Origin of the sequence: Thauera sp. SDU_THAU2 (assembly GCF_038260575.1) — a bacterium.
GTDB lineage: Bacteria > Pseudomonadota > Gammaproteobacteria > Burkholderiales > Rhodocyclaceae > Thauera.
In genome coordinates this window covers 2039715-2057117 of sequence record NZ_JBBWUN010000003.1, presented here as the reverse complement: position 1 = coordinate 2057117, position 17403 = coordinate 2039715, and the positions used below count along the sequence as shown (strand labels likewise).

General features: G+C 65.8%; 15 protein-coding genes. 13 read left to right on the top strand and 2 right to left on the bottom strand.

The window, feature by feature from the left end; translation table 11 throughout:
• Window positions 1-33 precede the first annotated feature (33 nt).
• The 10 genes from AAFL97_RS10995 (at window position 34) to AAFL97_RS10950 (ending at window position 10920) form a co-directional block, all read left to right on the top strand.
• On the top strand, window positions 34-927 hold the full coding sequence (locus tag AAFL97_RS10995; protein WP_341644945.1) for a branched-chain amino acid ABC transporter permease: 894 nt from the start codon (window positions 34-36) through the stop codon (window positions 925-927).
• Window positions 920-1807, top strand: coding sequence for a branched-chain amino acid ABC transporter permease (locus tag AAFL97_RS10990; protein ID WP_341644944.1), 888 nt, complete (start codon window positions 920-922; stop codon window positions 1805-1807). Before AAFL97_RS10995 ends, AAFL97_RS10990 begins: the two co-directional genes overlap by 8 nt.
• The gene (locus AAFL97_RS10985) at window positions 1804-2607 is read left to right on the top strand and encodes an ABC transporter ATP-binding protein (RefSeq protein ID WP_341644943.1); all 804 of its coding nucleotides are present in this window, start codon (window positions 1804-1806) and stop codon (window positions 2605-2607) included. Before AAFL97_RS10990 ends, AAFL97_RS10985 begins: the two co-directional genes overlap by 4 nt.
• Window positions 2604-3323 (top strand): ABC transporter ATP-binding protein, encoded by a 720-nt coding sequence (locus AAFL97_RS10980; RefSeq protein ID WP_341644942.1) that lies wholly within the window; start codon window positions 2604-2606, stop codon window positions 3321-3323. The genes AAFL97_RS10985 and AAFL97_RS10980 overlap by 4 nt, the downstream gene beginning before the upstream one ends.
• A gap of 363 nt (window positions 3324-3686) precedes the next feature.
• Window positions 3687-6059, top strand: coding sequence for an ATP-binding protein (locus AAFL97_RS10975; protein WP_341644941.1), 2373 nt, complete (start codon window positions 3687-3689; stop codon window positions 6057-6059).
• 18 nt (window positions 6060-6077) lie between these two features.
• A complete protein-coding gene (locus AAFL97_RS10970) occupies window positions 6078-6518 on the top strand; it encodes a response regulator (RefSeq protein WP_263461809.1) in 441 nt (146 codons plus the stop codon).
• Window positions 6515-8569, top strand: coding sequence for a putative bifunctional diguanylate cyclase/phosphodiesterase (locus AAFL97_RS10965; RefSeq protein WP_341644940.1), 2055 nt, complete (start codon window positions 6515-6517; stop codon window positions 8567-8569). Before AAFL97_RS10970 ends, AAFL97_RS10965 begins: the two co-directional genes overlap by 4 nt.
• Before the next feature lie 29 nt (window positions 8570-8598).
• Complete coding sequence (locus AAFL97_RS10960) at window positions 8599-9384, top strand: O-methyltransferase (protein ID WP_341644939.1); 786 nt, start codon at window positions 8599-8601, stop codon at window positions 9382-9384.
• Between the two features lie 217 nt (window positions 9385-9601).
• Window positions 9602-10276: a hypothetical protein gene (locus AAFL97_RS10955; RefSeq protein ID WP_341644938.1), complete on the top strand. Its 675-nt coding sequence runs from the start codon at window positions 9602-9604 to the stop codon at window positions 10274-10276.
• Between the two features lie 59 nt (window positions 10277-10335).
• Window positions 10336-10920 carry an RES family NAD+ phosphorylase gene (locus tag AAFL97_RS10950; protein WP_341644937.1) on the top strand — a complete coding sequence of 195 codons (585 nt, stop codon included), beginning with the start codon at window positions 10336-10338 and terminating at the stop codon, window positions 10918-10920.
• Window positions 10921-10939: 19 nt separating this feature from the next.
• Here the strand turns inward: AAFL97_RS10950 and AAFL97_RS10945 are convergent, their stop codons facing one another.
• Window positions 10940-11710, bottom strand: coding sequence for an AraC family transcriptional regulator (locus AAFL97_RS10945; protein WP_341644936.1), 771 nt, complete (start codon window positions 11708-11710; stop codon window positions 10940-10942).
• Between the two features lie 169 nt (window positions 11711-11879).
• Here AAFL97_RS10945 and AAFL97_RS10940 point away from each other — a divergent pair, with 169 nt between their 5' ends.
• A complete protein-coding gene (locus AAFL97_RS10940; RefSeq protein WP_445954533.1) occupies window positions 11880-12794 on the top strand; it encodes an ATP-binding protein in 915 nt (304 codons plus the stop codon).
• A 24-nt stretch (window positions 12795-12818) separates the two neighbouring features.
• Here AAFL97_RS10940 and AAFL97_RS10935 read toward each other — a convergent pair whose 3' ends face one another.
• Complete coding sequence (locus AAFL97_RS10935) at window positions 12819-13112, bottom strand: hypothetical protein (RefSeq protein WP_341644934.1); 294 nt, start codon at window positions 13110-13112, stop codon at window positions 12819-12821.
• Window positions 13113-13314: 202 nt separating this feature from the next.
• Between AAFL97_RS10935 and AAFL97_RS10930 the strand changes: the two genes are divergently transcribed.
• Both AAFL97_RS10930 and AAFL97_RS10925 read left to right on the top strand, forming a co-directional pair.
• Window positions 13315-16188 carry a VRR-NUC domain-containing protein gene (locus AAFL97_RS10930; RefSeq protein WP_341644933.1) on the top strand — a complete coding sequence of 958 codons (2874 nt, stop codon included), beginning with the start codon at window positions 13315-13317 and terminating at the stop codon, window positions 16186-16188.
• Entirely contained in the window at window positions 16148-17344 is a 1197-nt protein-coding gene (locus tag AAFL97_RS10925; RefSeq protein WP_341644932.1) for an ATP-dependent DNA helicase, read from the top strand. The genes AAFL97_RS10930 and AAFL97_RS10925 overlap by 41 nt, the downstream gene beginning before the upstream one ends.
• Window positions 17345-17403: the final 59 nt, after the last annotated feature.

Sequence of the window (17403 nt, the reverse complement as noted above, 5' to 3'; positions counted from 1 at the left end):
CTTCCGACTTCATAGCGCTTCCTTCCGCTCGCCATGCTCCAACTGTTCTTCGACACGCTCCTGCGTGCCTCGGATCTTGCGCTCGTCGCGCTGGGCCTGAGCACCGTCTATGGCCTGGTCAAGTTTCCCAACATCGCGCACGTGCAGTACGCCATGCTGGGCGCCTATGCCACCCATGTCTTCTTCTCGATGGGCGTACCGCTGCCGCTGGCGATCCTCATCGCCTGCATGCTCACCGGTGTGCTCGCATTGGTCCTGCACCTGCTGGTGTTCCGCCGCCTGCTGCGTTCTGGGCCGGCCATCACCATGATCGGTTCGCTGGCGGTGGCGATGCTGGTGGTGGCGACGGTGCAGGGCTTCGCAGGCTCGTTTCCGCTGATGTTCAACCTGCCGATGACCGAGCCGGTGATGGTGGGCGACGTGCGCCTGTCGCATACCCAGATCTATGCCATGGCCACCACCGCCGTGCTGCTGGTGCTGTTCATGCTGCTGCTGTTCTTCACCCGCACCGGGCGCGCGATGCGGGCGCTGTCGACCAATCCGGCGCTGGCCGCTGCCTCGGGCCTGAACGCCGAGGGCATCACCCGCCTGGTCAACTTCGTCAGCGGCGCCATCGCGGGGCTGGGCGGCAGCGTGCTGGCGCTGTCGATCGGCGCGCACATCAACCTTGGGCACGACCTGCTGCTGCCGGTGTTCGCCGCCGCCATCCTGGGCGGGCTCGGCAATCCGCTGGGGGCGGTGCTGGGCGCGCTGCTGATCGCACTGACCGAGACGCTGGTGACAAACATCAACTTCGGTCCGCTGCTGGGCAAGCCCATCGCCTTCCTGCCCGTGTCCTACATCAGCGCGGGTTCCTTCCTGATCCTGCTGCTGGCGCTGCTGTTCAAGCCCTACGGTCTGTTCGACCGGGAGGTGCGCCGTGTTTGATTTCTTCATCGCCACCCTCACCATCGCGGGCATCTACGGCCTGATGGCGCTGGGGCTGAACCTGCAGGCGGGGGTGTCGGGGCTGCTGAATTTCGGCCACATCGCCTTCGCCGGCATCGGCGCCTACGGCACCGGCATCGCCGTCCAGGCCGGCTGGTCGCCGCTGGCGGGCGCGGCCTGCGGCGTGCTGGTGGCCATGGCGCTGGGCTGGTGCATTGCGCGCCTGGGCCGGCAACTGGCGGCGGACTACTGGGGCATCGCCACGCTGGCGATCGCCGAGATCCTGCGCACCATCGCCACCAACGAGGACTGGCTGACCGGCGGCGCCAACGGCATCGCGGGCATTCCGTCGCTGTTCGAGGGCCTGGCCCGGCCCTGGAGCGCGCTGGCCTTCCTGGCCGTGGTGCTGGCAGTACTGGCCATGTTCGCGCTGCTGTCGCGCCGCCTGGCCAACGGCCGCTTCGGCCGGGCGCTGCGGCTGATGCGCGAGGAGCCGCAACTGGCCGTGTGTATGGGCTACGACCTGCGCCAGTTGAAGTCGCACGCCATCATGACCGGCGCCGCGGTGACCGCGCTGGGCGGCTCGCTGTACGCGCACTACATGAGCTTCGCCGGGCCGGACTACATGGTTGCGCCGGAAACCTTCCTGCTGTGGACCATGGTGATGATCGGCGGCCTGGGCAACACCGCGGGCGTCATCGTCGGCGTGGTGCTGGTGCAGGCCGCCTATGCGCTGGTGCCTTTTGCCAAGGACTACTTCCAGTTCAGTTCCGACCTCGCCGGCGCGCTGCGCCTGGGCATGATCGGCGCCATCCTGCTGGCCTGCCTGCTGTGGCGCAGCCAGGGCCTGATCCCCGAAAAGCTGCGGAAGATCCCATGACCGATTCATCGACCAACGCCTTCCTGGATATCCGCTCCGTCGCCAAGGCGTTCGGCGGCAACCAGGTGCTGGAGGACGTCAGCGTACAGATCGCGCCCGGCGAGATCGTTGGCCTGCTCGGCCCCAACGGCTCGGGCAAGAGCACGCTGCTCAACGTCGTCACCGGCTTCACTTCCGCCGATGCCGGCACCGTGCATTTCGACGGCCAGCGCATCGACCGCCTACCGGCGCACCGCATCGTGCGCACCGGCATGGCGCGTACTTTCCAGTTGCCGTCGATGCCGACCAAGATGTCGGTGATCGAGGTCGCCATGGCTGCCGCCACCGCCCACCACGGCGTATGGGACACGCTGCTGGGCACGGCGGGCGCACGCGCCACCGAACGCGCCGCACGCGACAAGGCCGAGCATCTGCTCAAGGAACTGCTGCTGACGCCGGTGCGCGACCTGCCGGCCGCGTCGATTTCGGGCGGGCAGAAGAAACTGCTCGGCATCGTCTGCGCGCTGATGGCCGAGCCGCGCATGCTGCTGCTGGACGAGCCCACCGCGGGCGTGCATCCCAACCTGCGCCGCGACATCGTCGCCGCGCTGCAGCGTTTGAACGCGCAGGGCATGACGCTGGTGATCGTGGAGCACGACATGCACTTCATCCGCGACGTGTGCACCCGCTGCGTGGTGCTGGACCGCGGCCACATCGTCGCCAGTTGCCGCCCCGACGAACTGGCCAGCAACGAGCGCGTGCTGCAGGCCTACCTGGGCACGGCAGGGGCCAAACCCGTTGCGATGGAGAACGTCGCATGATCGACATCGACAACGTGGTGGCAGGCTACACCGCCGAGATCGACATCCTGCGCGGCATGACGCTGAACGTGCAGGAAGCCGAGATCGTCACCTTGCTCGGCCCCAACGGCTGCGGCAAGAGCACGCTGCTTAAGACCATCGCCGGCTTCCTGCTGCCGCGCAGCGGCACGGTGTCGCTGCGCGGCGAGGACGTTTCGCAGATCCCGGTGCACCGCAAGATCCGCCATCGCGGCCTGGGCTTCGTGCCTCAGACCGAGAACGTGTTCAGCGCACTCAGCATCCGCGAGAACCTGCAGGTGGGCGGCCATTACATGGACAAGGCCGACTGCGCGCGGCGCATGGAAGAACTCTGCACGCTCTATCCCGTCCTCGCCAGGAAGTTCGATGCGCGCGCTTCTTCCATGTCCGGCGGTGAACGGCAGATCCTGACACTGGCACGCGCGCTGATGCCCCGGCCAAGCATCCTGCTGCTGGACGAGCCCTCGGCAGGCCTGTCGCCCAAGGTCTTGCACGAGGTCTTCGATGCCATCGTCCAGGTGCGCGACCAGGAGCGCGTGACCATCCTGATGGTGGAGCAGAACGCGATGGAGGCACTGCGCATCTCCGACCGTGCCTACGTGCTGTCGATGGGCACCGTCGCGCTCACCGGCCGGGCCGACGAATTGCTGCGCGACGAAAAGGTGCGTGAGCTGTACCTGGGAGGACGTGCGCACTAGGAATCGAGTCCTGTGGGGATCATCCCGTGCAGCGTCCATCGTTTGGCCGGCGCCGATGGGTTGGCAGGCAAACCAGCAGGCTGCCCTGTATCACGGGGTCGAGGGATTCCGGCAGGGCAGGGGAGAGTCAGCAGACCGTCGCCTCGCGCGATATCGCACGCTTACACTTTTCTCATATCCAGCAAAGCGGTTTATGCTTTCCCCATTGCCGTCGACGGTCGAGCAGTCCATGGAGTTCAAGGCTTCATTCTCCCCAGCGCACCCGGAAATCGCCATTCCCGGCCATCTCCCTTCGTTTATGCCGCCCCCGTCCATGGCCATCTCCCGGCAGGCCGCCGCCCGCACCGGGGCTGAGGCGCGAGCATGAACACCATCGTCCAGGCGATCGAGGGAAGCTTCGCGGCCATTCCGCTGCCGCTGCTCGAAGTCTGGGGCCGGCTCGGCTATTGGCTGGGCTTCGGGCTGATGCTGCTGGCCTTCGGCAGGTTCACGCTGAGGCCCGGCGGGCGCTGGGGGCTGGGCCGGGAACGCCAGGCCTGGAACACGAAGGCGTTCTCGAGCATTCCGCTGACCTTCGTGCTGATCATCCTGACCGGCTGGCTCGGCTCTTTCTTCGTGCTGGTACCGGGGGCGCAGACTTTCGAGTCGCTGAAGGACCTGGTCGTGTTCGTGTGCATCGTGCTGTTCGGCTACCCGGCGCTGATCACGGTGCCGTTCGCCTACGGCCTGTCCGACCTGATCGAAGGCGTGCCGCCCGGTTTCCTGATCGACTGGCTGCCCGGGTATTTCATCAATGCGGCGTGCTTCTGGGTCGCCTATCAGCTCATCGGCAGGAACCCGGATTTCCGGCGCGCCCGGACCTGGGGCGCCTACCTGGGCTTCGTGCTGCTGTTCCTGGCCATCGAGCCGGTGCTGTGGGGCCATCTCAGTGCGGCGCAGTTCACGCCCGAAATTTCCTACCGTACCGTCACGCCGGCGCTGATCTTCACGACCGGCGTCACCTGGGTGCTTGCACCGCTGGTCATGCTGCTTGCGCTGCCGCTGGCGCGCCGGCTGGGGTTCTTCTGGGCCGACATCGGCGGCCACGTGAAGCAGCGCCCGCTGCGCCAGAAGCAGTGGGTCTGGGAGTCCGGCCATGACCGGCACGGTGCTGCGCCCGGAACAGGGGATTCCGGCGTTCCGCTGCGCATGGTGATTCTTGCGCCCTTCATCGTGCTGGTGCTGCTGATGGTCGGCGCGACCGCCTACGTCACGCTGCGCAGCGCCGCGCGGGACGCGAACCGGCTGGCCGAGTGGCTGCACCAGGAAATCACCGAGAACATCAACCTGCGACTTGACGAGCAACTGTCGCGCCCGGGCACGGTGAGCGATACCGCTGCCATCGCCGATCTGCTCGGGGAGCTGCCGGTCGCCGCACGCGGCCGCGCCTTCATCGTGGATCGAGCCGGCGGGCTCGTCGCATCGTCGGCGCCCGGGGCGGATCCGGTGGTGGCCACGGCGATCGGCCATCTCGCGGAGGATTCGCCCGGCGGGCTGCAACGGCTCCCGCCGGACCACCAGTTCCGATTCGTCCAGATCGACCCGAAGCCCCTGTCGCGTGAAACCTGGCTTGCCCGCGCCACGGCCTATCAGGACCGCAGCGGCGGCCACGACGACTGGGTCATGGTCACTGCGATGCCCGAGTCGTACTACCTGAGCGGCATCCAGACCGGCAACAGCCGCTCGGCCATGGTTTTCGCGGTGGCCTTGTTGCTGTCGCTCGCGGTCGCCGCGGTGCTGGCCTCGAAGGTCACCGCGCCGATCCGCCGCATCTCGCGCGCCACGCGGGCGCTGGCCGCCGGCGACCTGGCCCAGCAACTGCCCGGCAGCCCGCTGGAAGAGATGGACATGCTGGCCCGCTCCTTCAACGACATGGCCGAGCGCCTGAAGCGGAATTTCGACGCCCTGTCCACCGAAGTGGAGATGCGCAAGCGTGCCGAGAGCACGCTGCAGCAGGCCCAGACCCAGCTGCTCGCCTTCAACGCCGAGCTCGAGCAGCGCGTGGCCCAGCGCACCTGGGAGCTGCAGGCCTTGAACCACGAGCTGGAGACCTTCTGCTACTCCGTTTCGCACGACCTGCGCGCGCCCTTGCGCGGCATCGCCGGCTTCACCGAGGTCCTGGCGAAGAACCATGCCGGCGCACTCGACGACAAGGCGCAGGGCTACCTCGGCCGCGTAATGGCCGCGACGAACCGCATGGGCGAACTGATCGACGACCTGCTCAAGCTTTCCCGCGTCTCGCGCGACCAGATGCAGCGCGAGATGGTCGATCTCAGCGCCATCGCCAACGAGGTGCTCGCCAACCTGCAGAGTGCCGCCCCGGAGCGCGAGGCCGAGCTGTTCGTCGAGGACGGCCTGGCGGCAGAGGGCGATCCGCGCCTGCTGCGCATCCTGCTGGAGAACCTGCTCGACAATGCGTGGAAATTCACCTCGAAGACGCCCGTTGCCCGCATCGCCTTCACCGCCGACAGCGAAGACGGCGCGCCGCTCTTCACCGTCCGCGACAATGGCGCCGGCTTCGACATGCGCTATGCGGACAAGCTGTTCGGGCCGTTCCAGCGCCTGCACCGCATGACGGAGTTTCCCGGCACCGGTATCGGCCTGGCCACGGTCCAGCGTATCGTCAACCGCCATGGCGGGCGCATCCGGGCCGAAGCCGAACTCGGCAAGGGTGCGACTTTCCGCTTTTCACTATGAGATCGAGGGCATCGACCCATGACCGACAAGACCATCCTGCTCGTCGAGGACAACCCGGACGACGAAGAGCTGACCATCCTCGCCTTCGAGGAGAACCGCATCTCCAATTCCATCACCGTGGCGCGCGACGGCGCCGAGGCGCTGGATCTGCTGCTGGGGCCCGACCGCGAGGGCGGCAGCGTGTCGCCCTCCATCATCCTGCTCGACCTCAAGCTGCCCAAGATCGACGGGCTGGAGGTGCTGCGCTGCATCCGCGCCGATGAGCGCACCAAGCTCCTGCCGGTCGTGATCCTGACGTCCTCGCGCGAGGAGCAGGATCTGATCTCCAGCTACAGCCTGGGCGCCAACAGCTACGTGCGCAAGCCGGTGGATTTCGCCCAGTTCATCGAAGCGGTGCGCCAACTCGGCCTGTACTGGCTGCTGCTCAACGAGCTGCCGGCCGGAAAATCCGCACCATGACGCTGCTGCGTGCCCTCATGGTCGAGGACAACGAGGACGACTCGATCCTCGTCCAGGAGGCTCTGCGAAGTGCCGGCTACGACGTGCGTGCGCAGCGCGTCGAGACCGAGGACGATCTGCGCCACGCGCTGCGCAGCGGACCGTGGGACATCGTGCTGTCCGACTACATGCTGCCGTCCTTCGACGCCCGCGGTGCGCTCGGTGTGATCCGGAACAGCGAGATCGGCCTGCCGGTGATCGTGATCTCCGGCACCGTCGGCGAAGACGTCGCGGTGGAGACGCTGAAGCTCGGTGCCGACGACTATGTGCTCAAGGACAACCTGACCCGGCTCGTTCCCGCGGTGGCGCGTGCGCTCGATGCGGCCGAGAACCGGCGCCAGCAGAACCGGCTCGAGCACATGAAGACGCTGATCCTCGAGAACTCGCTGGATCTCATCTGTACGCTGGATACGCAGGGGTGTTTCCTCGAAGTCAGCGCGGCGGCGCAGGCCATGCTGGATTACGAGCCTGCCGAACTGATGGGCACCCGCATCGAGAGGCTGATCCATCCCGATGGGCTGCTGCCCTTCCAGCACGAGTTCCAGGCCGTGCTGCAGGGGCAGCGCATGCGTGACTTCGAATGCAGCTTCGTGCACAAGTCCGGCTGGGTCGTGTTCCTGACCTGGTCGGCCGTGCTGTCCCGGGACCACGGCGTGGTCGTCTGCGTCGGCCGCGACGTCACCGAACGCAAGCAGGCCGAGCAGCGCATCCGCTACCTTGCCACCCACGACGGCCTGACCGGCCTGCCCAACCGCAACCTGGTCCAGGACCGCATCCAGCAGGTCATCGCGCACGTGCGCCGCAGCGGCCGTCTGCTCGCATTGCTGTTCCTCGATCTGGACCGTTTCAAGGTCATCAACGACTGCTACGGCCATCCGTTCGGCGACGCGGTGCTGAAGGCCGCCGCCAGGCGGCTGGCTTCGCTGGTGCGCGAGGGAGATACCGTGGCCCGGCAGGGCGGTGACGAATTCCTGATCCTGCTGACCGACCTGCGCCAGACCGAGGATGCCCATGAGGTCGCGGGGAAGATCGTCCGGGCCCTGAAAGCCCCGCTCATCGTGCAGGGCCGTGAAGTCCACCTGACCGGCAGCATCGGCGCCGCGGTGTTTCCGCAGGACGGCGAATCGGCCGATGCGCTGATCGGCAACGCCGACGTGGCGATGTACCGCGCCAAGAGCCTGGGCCGCAACACCTGCCAGTTCTTCACGCGCGAAATGAGCAAGGAGACGCAGCACCGGGTCAGCCTGGAAACCAGGCTGCACGACGCCCTGGCCCTGGGCCAGTTCCAGCTCGCCTACCAGCCCAAGGTGGATCTGCACGCCGGCCGCATCACCGGCTGCGAAGCGCTGCTGCGCTGGCACCATCCCGAACTGGGCATGGTGCCGCCGGCCCAGTTCATTCCGATTGCCGAGGACTCCGGCCTGATCGTGCCGATCGGCGACTGGGTGCTGCGCACGGCGTGTGCCCAGGCCAAGGCGTGGCGCGACGCCGGGCTGCCCCGCGTCACCGTGGCGGTGAACATCTCGGCACGCCAGTTTCTGCAGCAGGACGTGATCGACTGGGTGATGGGCACGCTGCGCAGCACCGGCCTGCCGCCGGAGCTGCTGGAACTGGAGCTGACCGAGAGCCTGATCGCCCAGGACGTCGAGAAGGTGATCGCGGCCTTCGGCCGGCTGCGCGACATCGGCGTCAAGATATCGATCGACGATTTCGGCACCGGTTATTCCAATCTGGGTTATCTGAAACGCTTCCCGGCCGATACGCTGAAGATCGACCAGTCCTTCGTGCGCGACATGCTGACCGATCCGGAAGACGCGACCATCGTGCTGGCCGTCATCTCGCTGGCCCACAACCTCGGCTTCAAGGTCATCGCCGAGGGCGTGGAAACCGAAGCGCACCGTGACTTCCTGTGCCGCAACCGCTGCGACGAGATCCAGGGCTACTACTTCAGCAGGCCGGTTTCGGCAGCAGAATTCGAGGATCTGCTGCGTTGCGACAAATGCCTGCCTTGAACCCGTGCACCTGCGGACGGATGCCGCGCATGAGCGGTGGTTATCTCCATCTCGGCAGCCGATGGACGGGCAAGACCACGGGCCACGAAGCTTGCCGGATGAACATCGGCGGGAACGCAGGAGCGGCGGGCAGCTCCAACGCGCATCGCTATCGCCGCCAGGAGCTGCTCATGGCCCGCATCGCTCACATTGCCGCCGTTCTCCTCGTCACCCTGATCGCGCCGACCGGTGCATCGGCGCAAGCCGCTGCCGACACCGAACGCGACCGGCGTGTGCAGACCTTCCTCGACGAGCGCGAAGGCAGTTGGCGGGACCTGAACGTGCCCGAGATCGACGGGCGGACGCTGCACGAACTGATCGTCGCCAATGGCTTTCGCAATGCCGTCGAGATCGGCACCTCGACCGGCCACTCCTCGATCTGGATCGGCTGGGCCTTGAGCAGGACCGGCGGCCGCCTGACCACCATCGAGATCGACCCGCGGCGCCACGGCATCGCCGTGGAAAACTTCGCGGCAGCGGGGCTGGATGGCGTCATCGACGCGCGGCTGGCCGATGCCCACGAACTCGTGCCGCAACTGGAGGGACCGATCGACTTCGTGTTCTCCGATGCCGACAAAGACTGGTACATCAACTACTTCGATGCGCTGTGGCCGAAGATCGTCCCCGGCGGCTGCTTCACCGCGCACAACGTGTCGATGAACCAGCGCGGCATCCGCGAGTTCCTCGACCACATCCAGCACGTGCCGGACGCCGTCACCACGATCGACACGCGCAGCCGGGCGGGGCTGTCGATCACCTGCAAGCGGAAACCGTAGCTCCGCGACTGATCTTGCGATCTGGCCACATCGCCCGCCATTCTGATCATGTCCCGGACTTTGCCCTCGCCGATGTTTCCACTTCATCTCCATGAGTAGCTTCTTGACGCACTGTCACGCGAAATGGATTCGTTTGTAGTGGCCGGATTTCGCTGGATTGACCGTTTTGATCTGCTGACCTAGTATTCAATCAACAACGGTCAAGGGAGTTGAAGCCATGGGTAAAGCTGCATCCGCGACGCTGCACGGTGATGTGCTCACCGTGCAGCCTTATCGCAATGAGAAGGGGCGCTCCCATGGTGCCGGGCGGACATTCGTGCTCGAGGTTGCGACCGAAGCGGCTTCGAACACCTTGCTCGCGTCCTTGCCCTTATTGGATCGTCTGCTCGCCGAAAAGCTCTCTGCCGCGAGCAAGCGCCAAATGGAGGAGATGATCGATTTCATGGCCGCCCGCCTGATGGCGCCCAGCCAGGCGGAGACCGAAATGGCGCAGCGGCTTGCCGCACGGCATGCCCGTATCCTCAACGAGTATGGCTACTTCACGGCCGAACAACTGGCCGACCTGAACAAGTCCCAGGCCAGCAATCGCTCGGCGCTGGCGGATAACTGGCGCAAACGCCACCAGGTTTTCGCGGTACCACATCCGGACAGGCGCGCGCGCGGGCACGACGTTTATCCGGCGTTTCAGTTCGAGAATGGCAAGCCGATCAAGGCCGTTCACGCAGTGCTTGAAGCCTTCGGCGCTCGCAAGTCTCCATGGAAAATTGCGCTTTGGTTCACATCGGGCAATGGTTGGCTACCGGATAGCGCGAGGCCTGCCGATCTGCTGAGTCGTGATCCGGATGCCGTCGTCGCTGCAGCACGGCGCGAGGTCGAAGAGGCTGCGGCTTGAGCTGCCGCGCTCCGTCTTCTACGCTGGAGCCTCTGTTCGATACATGGCCGGCTGGGCGGGTGATCCATGTCATCCACCATACCGGGTTCGCACCCGAAAGCTTCAATCCGGGCGTGGATGAAGCGGGGCGCCCCCGTAAGCCGACGCGCTTTTCACCGATCCGTGACGAGAAGGGGAATGTGGTGCCCTATCTCTACGGTGGATCGACGCTGGACTGTGCGATTTTTGAGACGATATTCCATGAAGTCCCGATCGATGCGACTGACAAGTTCGTGGATCTGGATGCTTTCTCGCAACGAGGCCATGGGCAACTCGTATCCAAGCGCGCCTTGAAACTGGTGGATCTGACGACCGAGGGACTGCATCGTCTGAAGATCCCGAAGGAGGAACTGATCACCAGTACGGCCAGTGACTATCCTTTGACGGCGCGCTGGGCTGAAATGCTCCGTCGCCAGTGTTCCGATGCCGACGGGCTGTTGTGGATGTCGCGCCAGCGCGACCGCGATCATGCGCTGCTGCTGTTCGGTGATCGGCTGGCTGGCGTACTGACCGGTGAGCGTATCGGCGGGCCTCTGGCCAGGAACAGTGTTCTGCGGGATGCCGTACTGGAGGCGGCGCTTCGTGCGGGTATCGAAGCAGCTTGAGCAAGCTACCTTGCTGCGCTCAGTGATAGAACGCAGACGGCGTCATGCCGAAATGGCGCTTGAACATTGCGGTGTAGGCACTCTGGCTGCTGTAGCCGTGTTCCAGTGCGACCTGGGCGATTGGCCTGCCTCGCGCCAGGCTCTCCAGTGAGAGCAGCAGACGGGCCAACTGACGCCATTGCCCGAAGCTGATGCCCGTGTGGCTTCTGAATTGGCGGTGGAAGGTTTTGGTGCTCATCGCAAGGCGCCTGGCCCACTCGCCGGCGGTCGTCGGGTCGTCCGGCTGGCGCGCCAATTGGGTGCAGACCCGGTCGAGGCGCTTGTCTTCCGGCCAGGGCAAATGAAAGGGCAGGACCGGAAGCCGCTGGAACTCATCGAGCAGCAGGCGCATGAGACGGCCGTTCCGGCTGTCGAGCTCGTAATCCAGCGGGATTCGCGACGCTTCCAGTACCAGTTCGCGCAGCAGCGGCGATACGTTGAGAACGCAGTCGTCGTCGGGCAGGCCGGGCGCAGCATCCGGGGTCACGAACAGCGTGCGCATGCTGACCGGTCCGCTCATACGGACGGTATGTTCGACGTGCGCCTGCAGCCAGACTCCCCGCGTCGGCGGCACCACCCAGCGGCCGCGGCTGGTTTCGACCACCATCACGCCATGGGTCGCATACAGGAACTGGGCACGCACATGCTTGTGCGCGGCGACGACATGTCCGCTGGGGTAATCCACCGCGAGGCCTGTCACTGGCCTTGACGCTGCTTCGAAGGGCAGATGAACCAATGGATCGACAGCCACGTCTTGTCTCTTTCAAGATAAAAATTGGCTCTTTATCTTAAGACAGTCTTTCCTGCTCTCATAGAAGATCCACTCTTTCCATATCGGTAGAGGGCGGGCATGGGACGCCGGCTTTTCCCTGGCGCGCCACCACCTTCTCAAGGACTGCAGCGTGAACAATGATTCTTCCATGAGCGGGCAAGCCGCCGGCTTGACACAAGCCCTGAACCGCTTGTCTGCCGTACTCGAGCGCCTTGCTCCTGATGAGCCATCCCGAGACAGGCATTTGCCGGAGGCACTGGCCTACCGCTGGCAGGCAGGGCGAGGCCTGTTCTCCCAAGGCCGGCTCGTTCCAGTCGATTCGCCGCAACTCATCGCGTTCTCCGATCTGCGCAACATCGACGGGCAGGCCGAACGGCTGCACCGGAACACCAGCCAATTCGTTCAGGGATATCCAGCCAACAACGTGCTGATGACCGGCGCACGAGGAACGGGAAAATCATCCTTGGTGCGTGCCTGTCTTGCGGCGTTTCACGGTCAAGGATTGCGCCTCATCGAAGTCGAGAAGCAGGCGCTGGATGATCTTCCGCATATCGTGAGTCTGATCAGGCGCGAGACCAGGCGATATTTGATCTTCTGTGACGATCTGTCTTTCGAGGAGGGGGAGCATGGCTACAAGGGCCTGAAGACCGTGCTCGACGGTTCTGTCGCCGGGCCGTCGCCCAATGTGCTGATCTATGCCACCTCCAACAGGCGGCACATGGTCAGTGAGCGCATGAGCGACAATCTCGAGCGCAGAAGCGACGACCGCGGAGAAATACATCCTGGCGATAGCGTCGAGGAAAAAATTTCCTTGTCGGACCGGTTCGGCCTGCACCTTCATTTCTACCCGTTCAGCCAGGACGAATATCTGAACGCGGTGGCGCATTGGCTGAGCCACTTCGGCCTGGATTTCGGGGTCGATCAGGAGATCAGGACAGAATCGCTGCAGTGGGCGCTGGAGCGAGGGACACGCTCCGGCCGGGTCGCCTGGCAGTTCGCGCGGGACTACGGCGGTAGAAAAATGGCGGGACAACGAAGCGGTCAGGGCCCGGCCGCCGCTTGAAGACCTGGCCGAGACCGGGTCGAGTCAGCGGAGGCGCTTTTCCACCCGCATCAGGCCGGGTTCGCTGCCGGGGGCAATGCGCCATGTCCGTTCCGCGACCGTCGTCCTGCGCAGGGTGTTGTAGGCGGGCATCAGCAACACCGCTGCACCCGATCCTGATTCTGCCTCCAGCAGGCGTCCGCTGACGTGCATGCCGTCGCTGAACTCCACCACCAGGTCATCACCCGCCGAGAAGCCGGCGTCGCCGGAGGCGTCGAGCCGGCGCAGCAGAGCGCCGGGGTACAGGTGCGTGTTGTTGGCAGAAAAACGCCAGAGCATCGGAATCTCCTGTCGTGTCGGGCACCATTTGTGGGCCGCCTTGCCTGTTACGTCATCATAGTCCGGGAATCAGCGCCGATGTGCGCTCGGGCCGAGCGTGCAGCGGATGTGCGGATACTGTATATTAAGCCAGTTGATGTGGCCTGGAGAGAAGCATGCGGATCAGCGCGATCCACGAGATGAATAGCGAGATGCAACAGGCTTGAGCACCCTGCCTGTCGCCTTGCCGGCATCGATGTTCCCGCCTCACCGCTACTACTACCTGCACAATTTCCAGCGTGCGCTGGCCTGGATCGGCGAGCGTTACGACAATCTGCTGGATGGAGCAGAGCGCGGCTTCCTGGAACAGTTCGAGCAGTTGCCCCAGCCTTCGCAGGCATTGATGGTCCGCCTGCTGATGCGTCGTGGGCCGTGGTTCCGCGCGGACAAGCTCGCATACGAGGAAATTCCGGACATCGACGGCTCGGCGGCGCCGCTGCTCGAACTCGGCTGGCTCGACGCGCAGCAGCCGATGGGCCTGGACGAACTGTTCGCACTGCACACCAAGCCCGAACTGCTGCGCTTGTTCGCGGATGGGCCGATCGCTGCGGGCATGCGCAAGGCCGAAATGCTGGCGGCGCTGCAGCCCCTTCATGCGGAGCGGAAAAGCCATGCCGAGTGGAACCCACGGGCACCGGCGGCAGCGTGGCGGGTGATGGTGGGCGAGATCTGCGAGCGCTTCCGGCTGATGTTCTTCGGCAACCTGTACCAGGACTGGTCGGAGTTCGTGCTGGCCGATCTCGGCGTGTTCCGCTACGAGATAGTGGCCTTCGATGCCGCCTCGCGTGCTTTCCGGTCGCGTGCGGATGTGGATGGCTATCTGGCGCTGCAGGCCTGTCGCCAGGCGCTGGATGAAGGCGCGGAACCTGCCGCCTTGCTGCAGGCCGTCGCGCAGCACGCCTGTGCCAATCCCTGGCTGGAGAATCGCCGTGCCAAGGTGTTGCTGCGCATCGGCCAGGCCTGCGAGCGTGTGCAGGACTGGACGCTGGCCGAGCGGGCGTACGGACAATGCCATTATCACGGCGCGCGGCATCGGCGCATCCGTGTTTATGAGCGCATGGGGCGTTTCGCCGATGCACTGACGCTGGCACGCGCAGCCCTGGATGAGCCCGAGAGCGACGAGGAGAGCCAGCGCGTGGCGCGCATGCTGCCGCGGCTGCGGCGCAGCGTGGGGCAGGGCGGGCGCGGGCGTTCCGCCGGCCTTGCGCCAGCGGTGGCGCAGATGCGCATCGAGCTGGAGCTGGATCGGCCGGTCCAGCCGGCTGCCGTCGAGTTCGTGCTGCGCGAGCACTGGCACAGCGAGGCCGCACCGGTGTTCTATGTGGAAAACGCGCTGATCAATTCCTTGTTCGGCCTGCTGTGCTGGCAGGCGATCTTCGCGCCGTTGCCGGGCGCTTTCTTCCACCCCTTCCAGAGCGGGCCGGCCGACCTCGGCGCGCCGGATTTCGTGCAGCGTCGTGCGGCGCTGTTCGATGCCTGTATGGCGCAGCTTGACGACGGCAGCTACCGCGAAGTGATCCGCGAGCGCTTTGCCGGCAAGCAGGGGCTGCAGTCTCCTTTCGTGTTCTGGGGCGCGCTGACTGAAGAGCTGCTGGCGCTGGCACTGGACTGCATTCCGGCCGCGCACCTGAAGCTGTTCTTCATGCGCCTGCTGCGCGACGTGAAGGCCAACCGCAGCGGCCTCCCGGACCTGGTGCGTTTCTGGCCGGACGAGCGGCGCTACGAACTGGTCGAGGTCAAGGCACCTGGCGACAGGCTGCAGGACAACCAGATCCGCTGGCTGCAATATTGCGGTGAGCAGGGCATTCCGGTCAGCGTCTGCCACGTACGCTGGCGAGGGGAGCAGGATGTGGGGGGAGGCAGCGTGAGCTACACGGTGGCCGTGCGGTCGCTGTGCGAGTTCACCGCGCGCACGGGTGACCTCGACTTGCGCTTCACGCCTGCGCCCAGCGCGCTCGAAGGCATCGTCGGCCACGGCGTCGTGCGCTCGCGCCGCGGCGAAGGCTACGAGAGCGAGGTCGGCCTTGCCGGCCGCTATAAGGACTTGCTGGTGCGCGGCCGTGCCGATGGCTTCGATGCGCGGACAGGGCAGGTCGAGGAGATCAAGACCTATCGCGGCCGGGTCGATGGTATCCGTGCTCATCATCGCGCGCTGCACTGGGCGCAGGCCCGCATCTACGGCCATCTGCTGTGCGAGGCACGCGGATTCGAGCGCCTGCGCGTGGCGCTGGTGTATTTCAATGTCGGCAGCGGGGAAGAGACGGTGCTCGTCGAAACACAGGAGGCCGCGGCTTTGCGCGCTTTCTTCGCGGAGCAGTGCGAGCGTTTCCTGGCCTGGGCGCAGGCAGAGGCCGCCCACCGCGCCGCGCGCGATGCGGCACTGACGGCGCTGCAGTTTCCGATGGGGGGATTCCGTACCGGCCAGCGCGAGCTGGCGGTTGCCGCCTATCGCTGCGCCAGCCAGCAGAGCGGCGGCCAGTGCCTGATGGCGCAGGCGCCGACCGGCATCGGCAAGACGCTGGGCACGATCTTTCCGATGCTCAAGGCCGCGCCGGGGCAAGGCCTGGACAAGCTGTTCTTCCTGACTGCGAAAGGCACGGGCCACGGCCTTGCGCTGCAGGCGCTGGCGGCGGTGGATCGGCAACTCTCCGCACAGGAACAACCCTGCCGCCTGCGTGTGCTCGACGTGCAGGCGCGCGACAAGGTCTGCGAGCATCCGGATAAGGCTTGCCACTGCGAATCCTGTCCGCTGGCGCAGGGTTTCTATGATCGGCTGCCGGCCGCGCGTGCTGCGGCGATCACCCAAGCCCAGCCCTGGGATGCGCCGGCGGTGCGCGGCGTGGCGCTCGCTCACCAGGTCTGCCCCTACTATCTGGCGCAGGAACTGGTGCGCTGGAGCGACGTCGTGGTGGCCGACTACAACTACTTCTACGACAGCGCGGCGATGCTCCATGCGCTGACCGTGGCGCAGCAGTGGAAAGTCGGCGTGCTGGTGGATGAGGCCCACAACCTGGTCGATCGCGCGCGGCGGATGTAGTACCGCCGAGCTCTCGCAGTTCGCGCTGGCCGATGCGCGCAAGGCAGCGATCGGCACGGTGCGCAAGGCGCTGGACAGGCTGCAGCGCTGCTGGAATGCGCTGAACCGGGCGCAGACGGAAGGCTACAAAGCCTATGACGAAGTGCCGGATGAACTGCTCGGTGCCCTGCAGCGTGCCGTCGGCGCCGTCGCCGACGATCTGGCCGACAAACCCATGCTGCCCGGTGATCCGGTGCTGGGTCTCTACTGGGAGATGCTGCGCTTCCTGACGCTGGCCGAGCAGATGGGCGGCCACGCGCTGTTCGATCTGAGCCTGGCGACCGGCTACATGGGGCGCCAGCGGACACCGGCCTCCACGCTCTGCATCCGCAACGTGGTGCCGGCGCCGCATCTGCAGGCGCGGCATGCGGCCGCTCACGCCAGCGTGCTGTTCTCCGGCACTTTGAGTCCGCCGCAGTTTTACCGCGACATGCTGGGCCTGCCCGCGGACACGCGCTGGGTCGAGGTCGATTCGCCTTTCCAGGCCGGCCAGCTGGAGCTGCGGGTGGCGGGGCACATTTCCACCCGCTATCGCGACCGCGAGCAGTCGCTGCAGCTGATCGCCGAGCTCATGGCCGGGCAGTTCGCGCGCCAGCCCGGCAACTATCTGTGCTTCTGCAGCAGCTTCGACTACCTGCAACGGGTGGCCGACACCCTGCAGCGCCTCGATCCGCAACTGCCGGTCTGGCGGCAGACGCCGTCGATGGACGAGGATGGCCGGAACGCTTTCCTGGAGCGCTTCAGCGAGCAGGGGCAGGGCATCGGTTTTGCCGTGCTCGGCGGGGTGTTCTCCGAAGGTGTCGATCTGCCCGGCCGGCGTCTGATCGGCGCGTTCGTCGCCACGCTGGGGCTGCCGCAGATCAATCCGGTCAATGAACGGATGCGGCAGGTAATGGCAGCATATTTCGGCGCCGACAAAGGCTACGACTACACCTATCTCTACCCGGGCCTGCGCAAGGTCGTGCAGGCCGCGGGGCGGGTGATCCGCAGCGAGCAGGATTGTGGCGTGGTGTTCCTGATCGACGACCGCTACCGGCGTAGCGAGGTCCGCGCGCTGCTGCCGCGGTGGTGGCGGGTGCAGGGCCGAGGGGAGTCCGGGTCGCCGGGTAGACAGTGACTGCAGCGGCGTCAGCCGGTGAAATACAGCCGGCGAAACGGAATCCCGCCGGCTGTGTT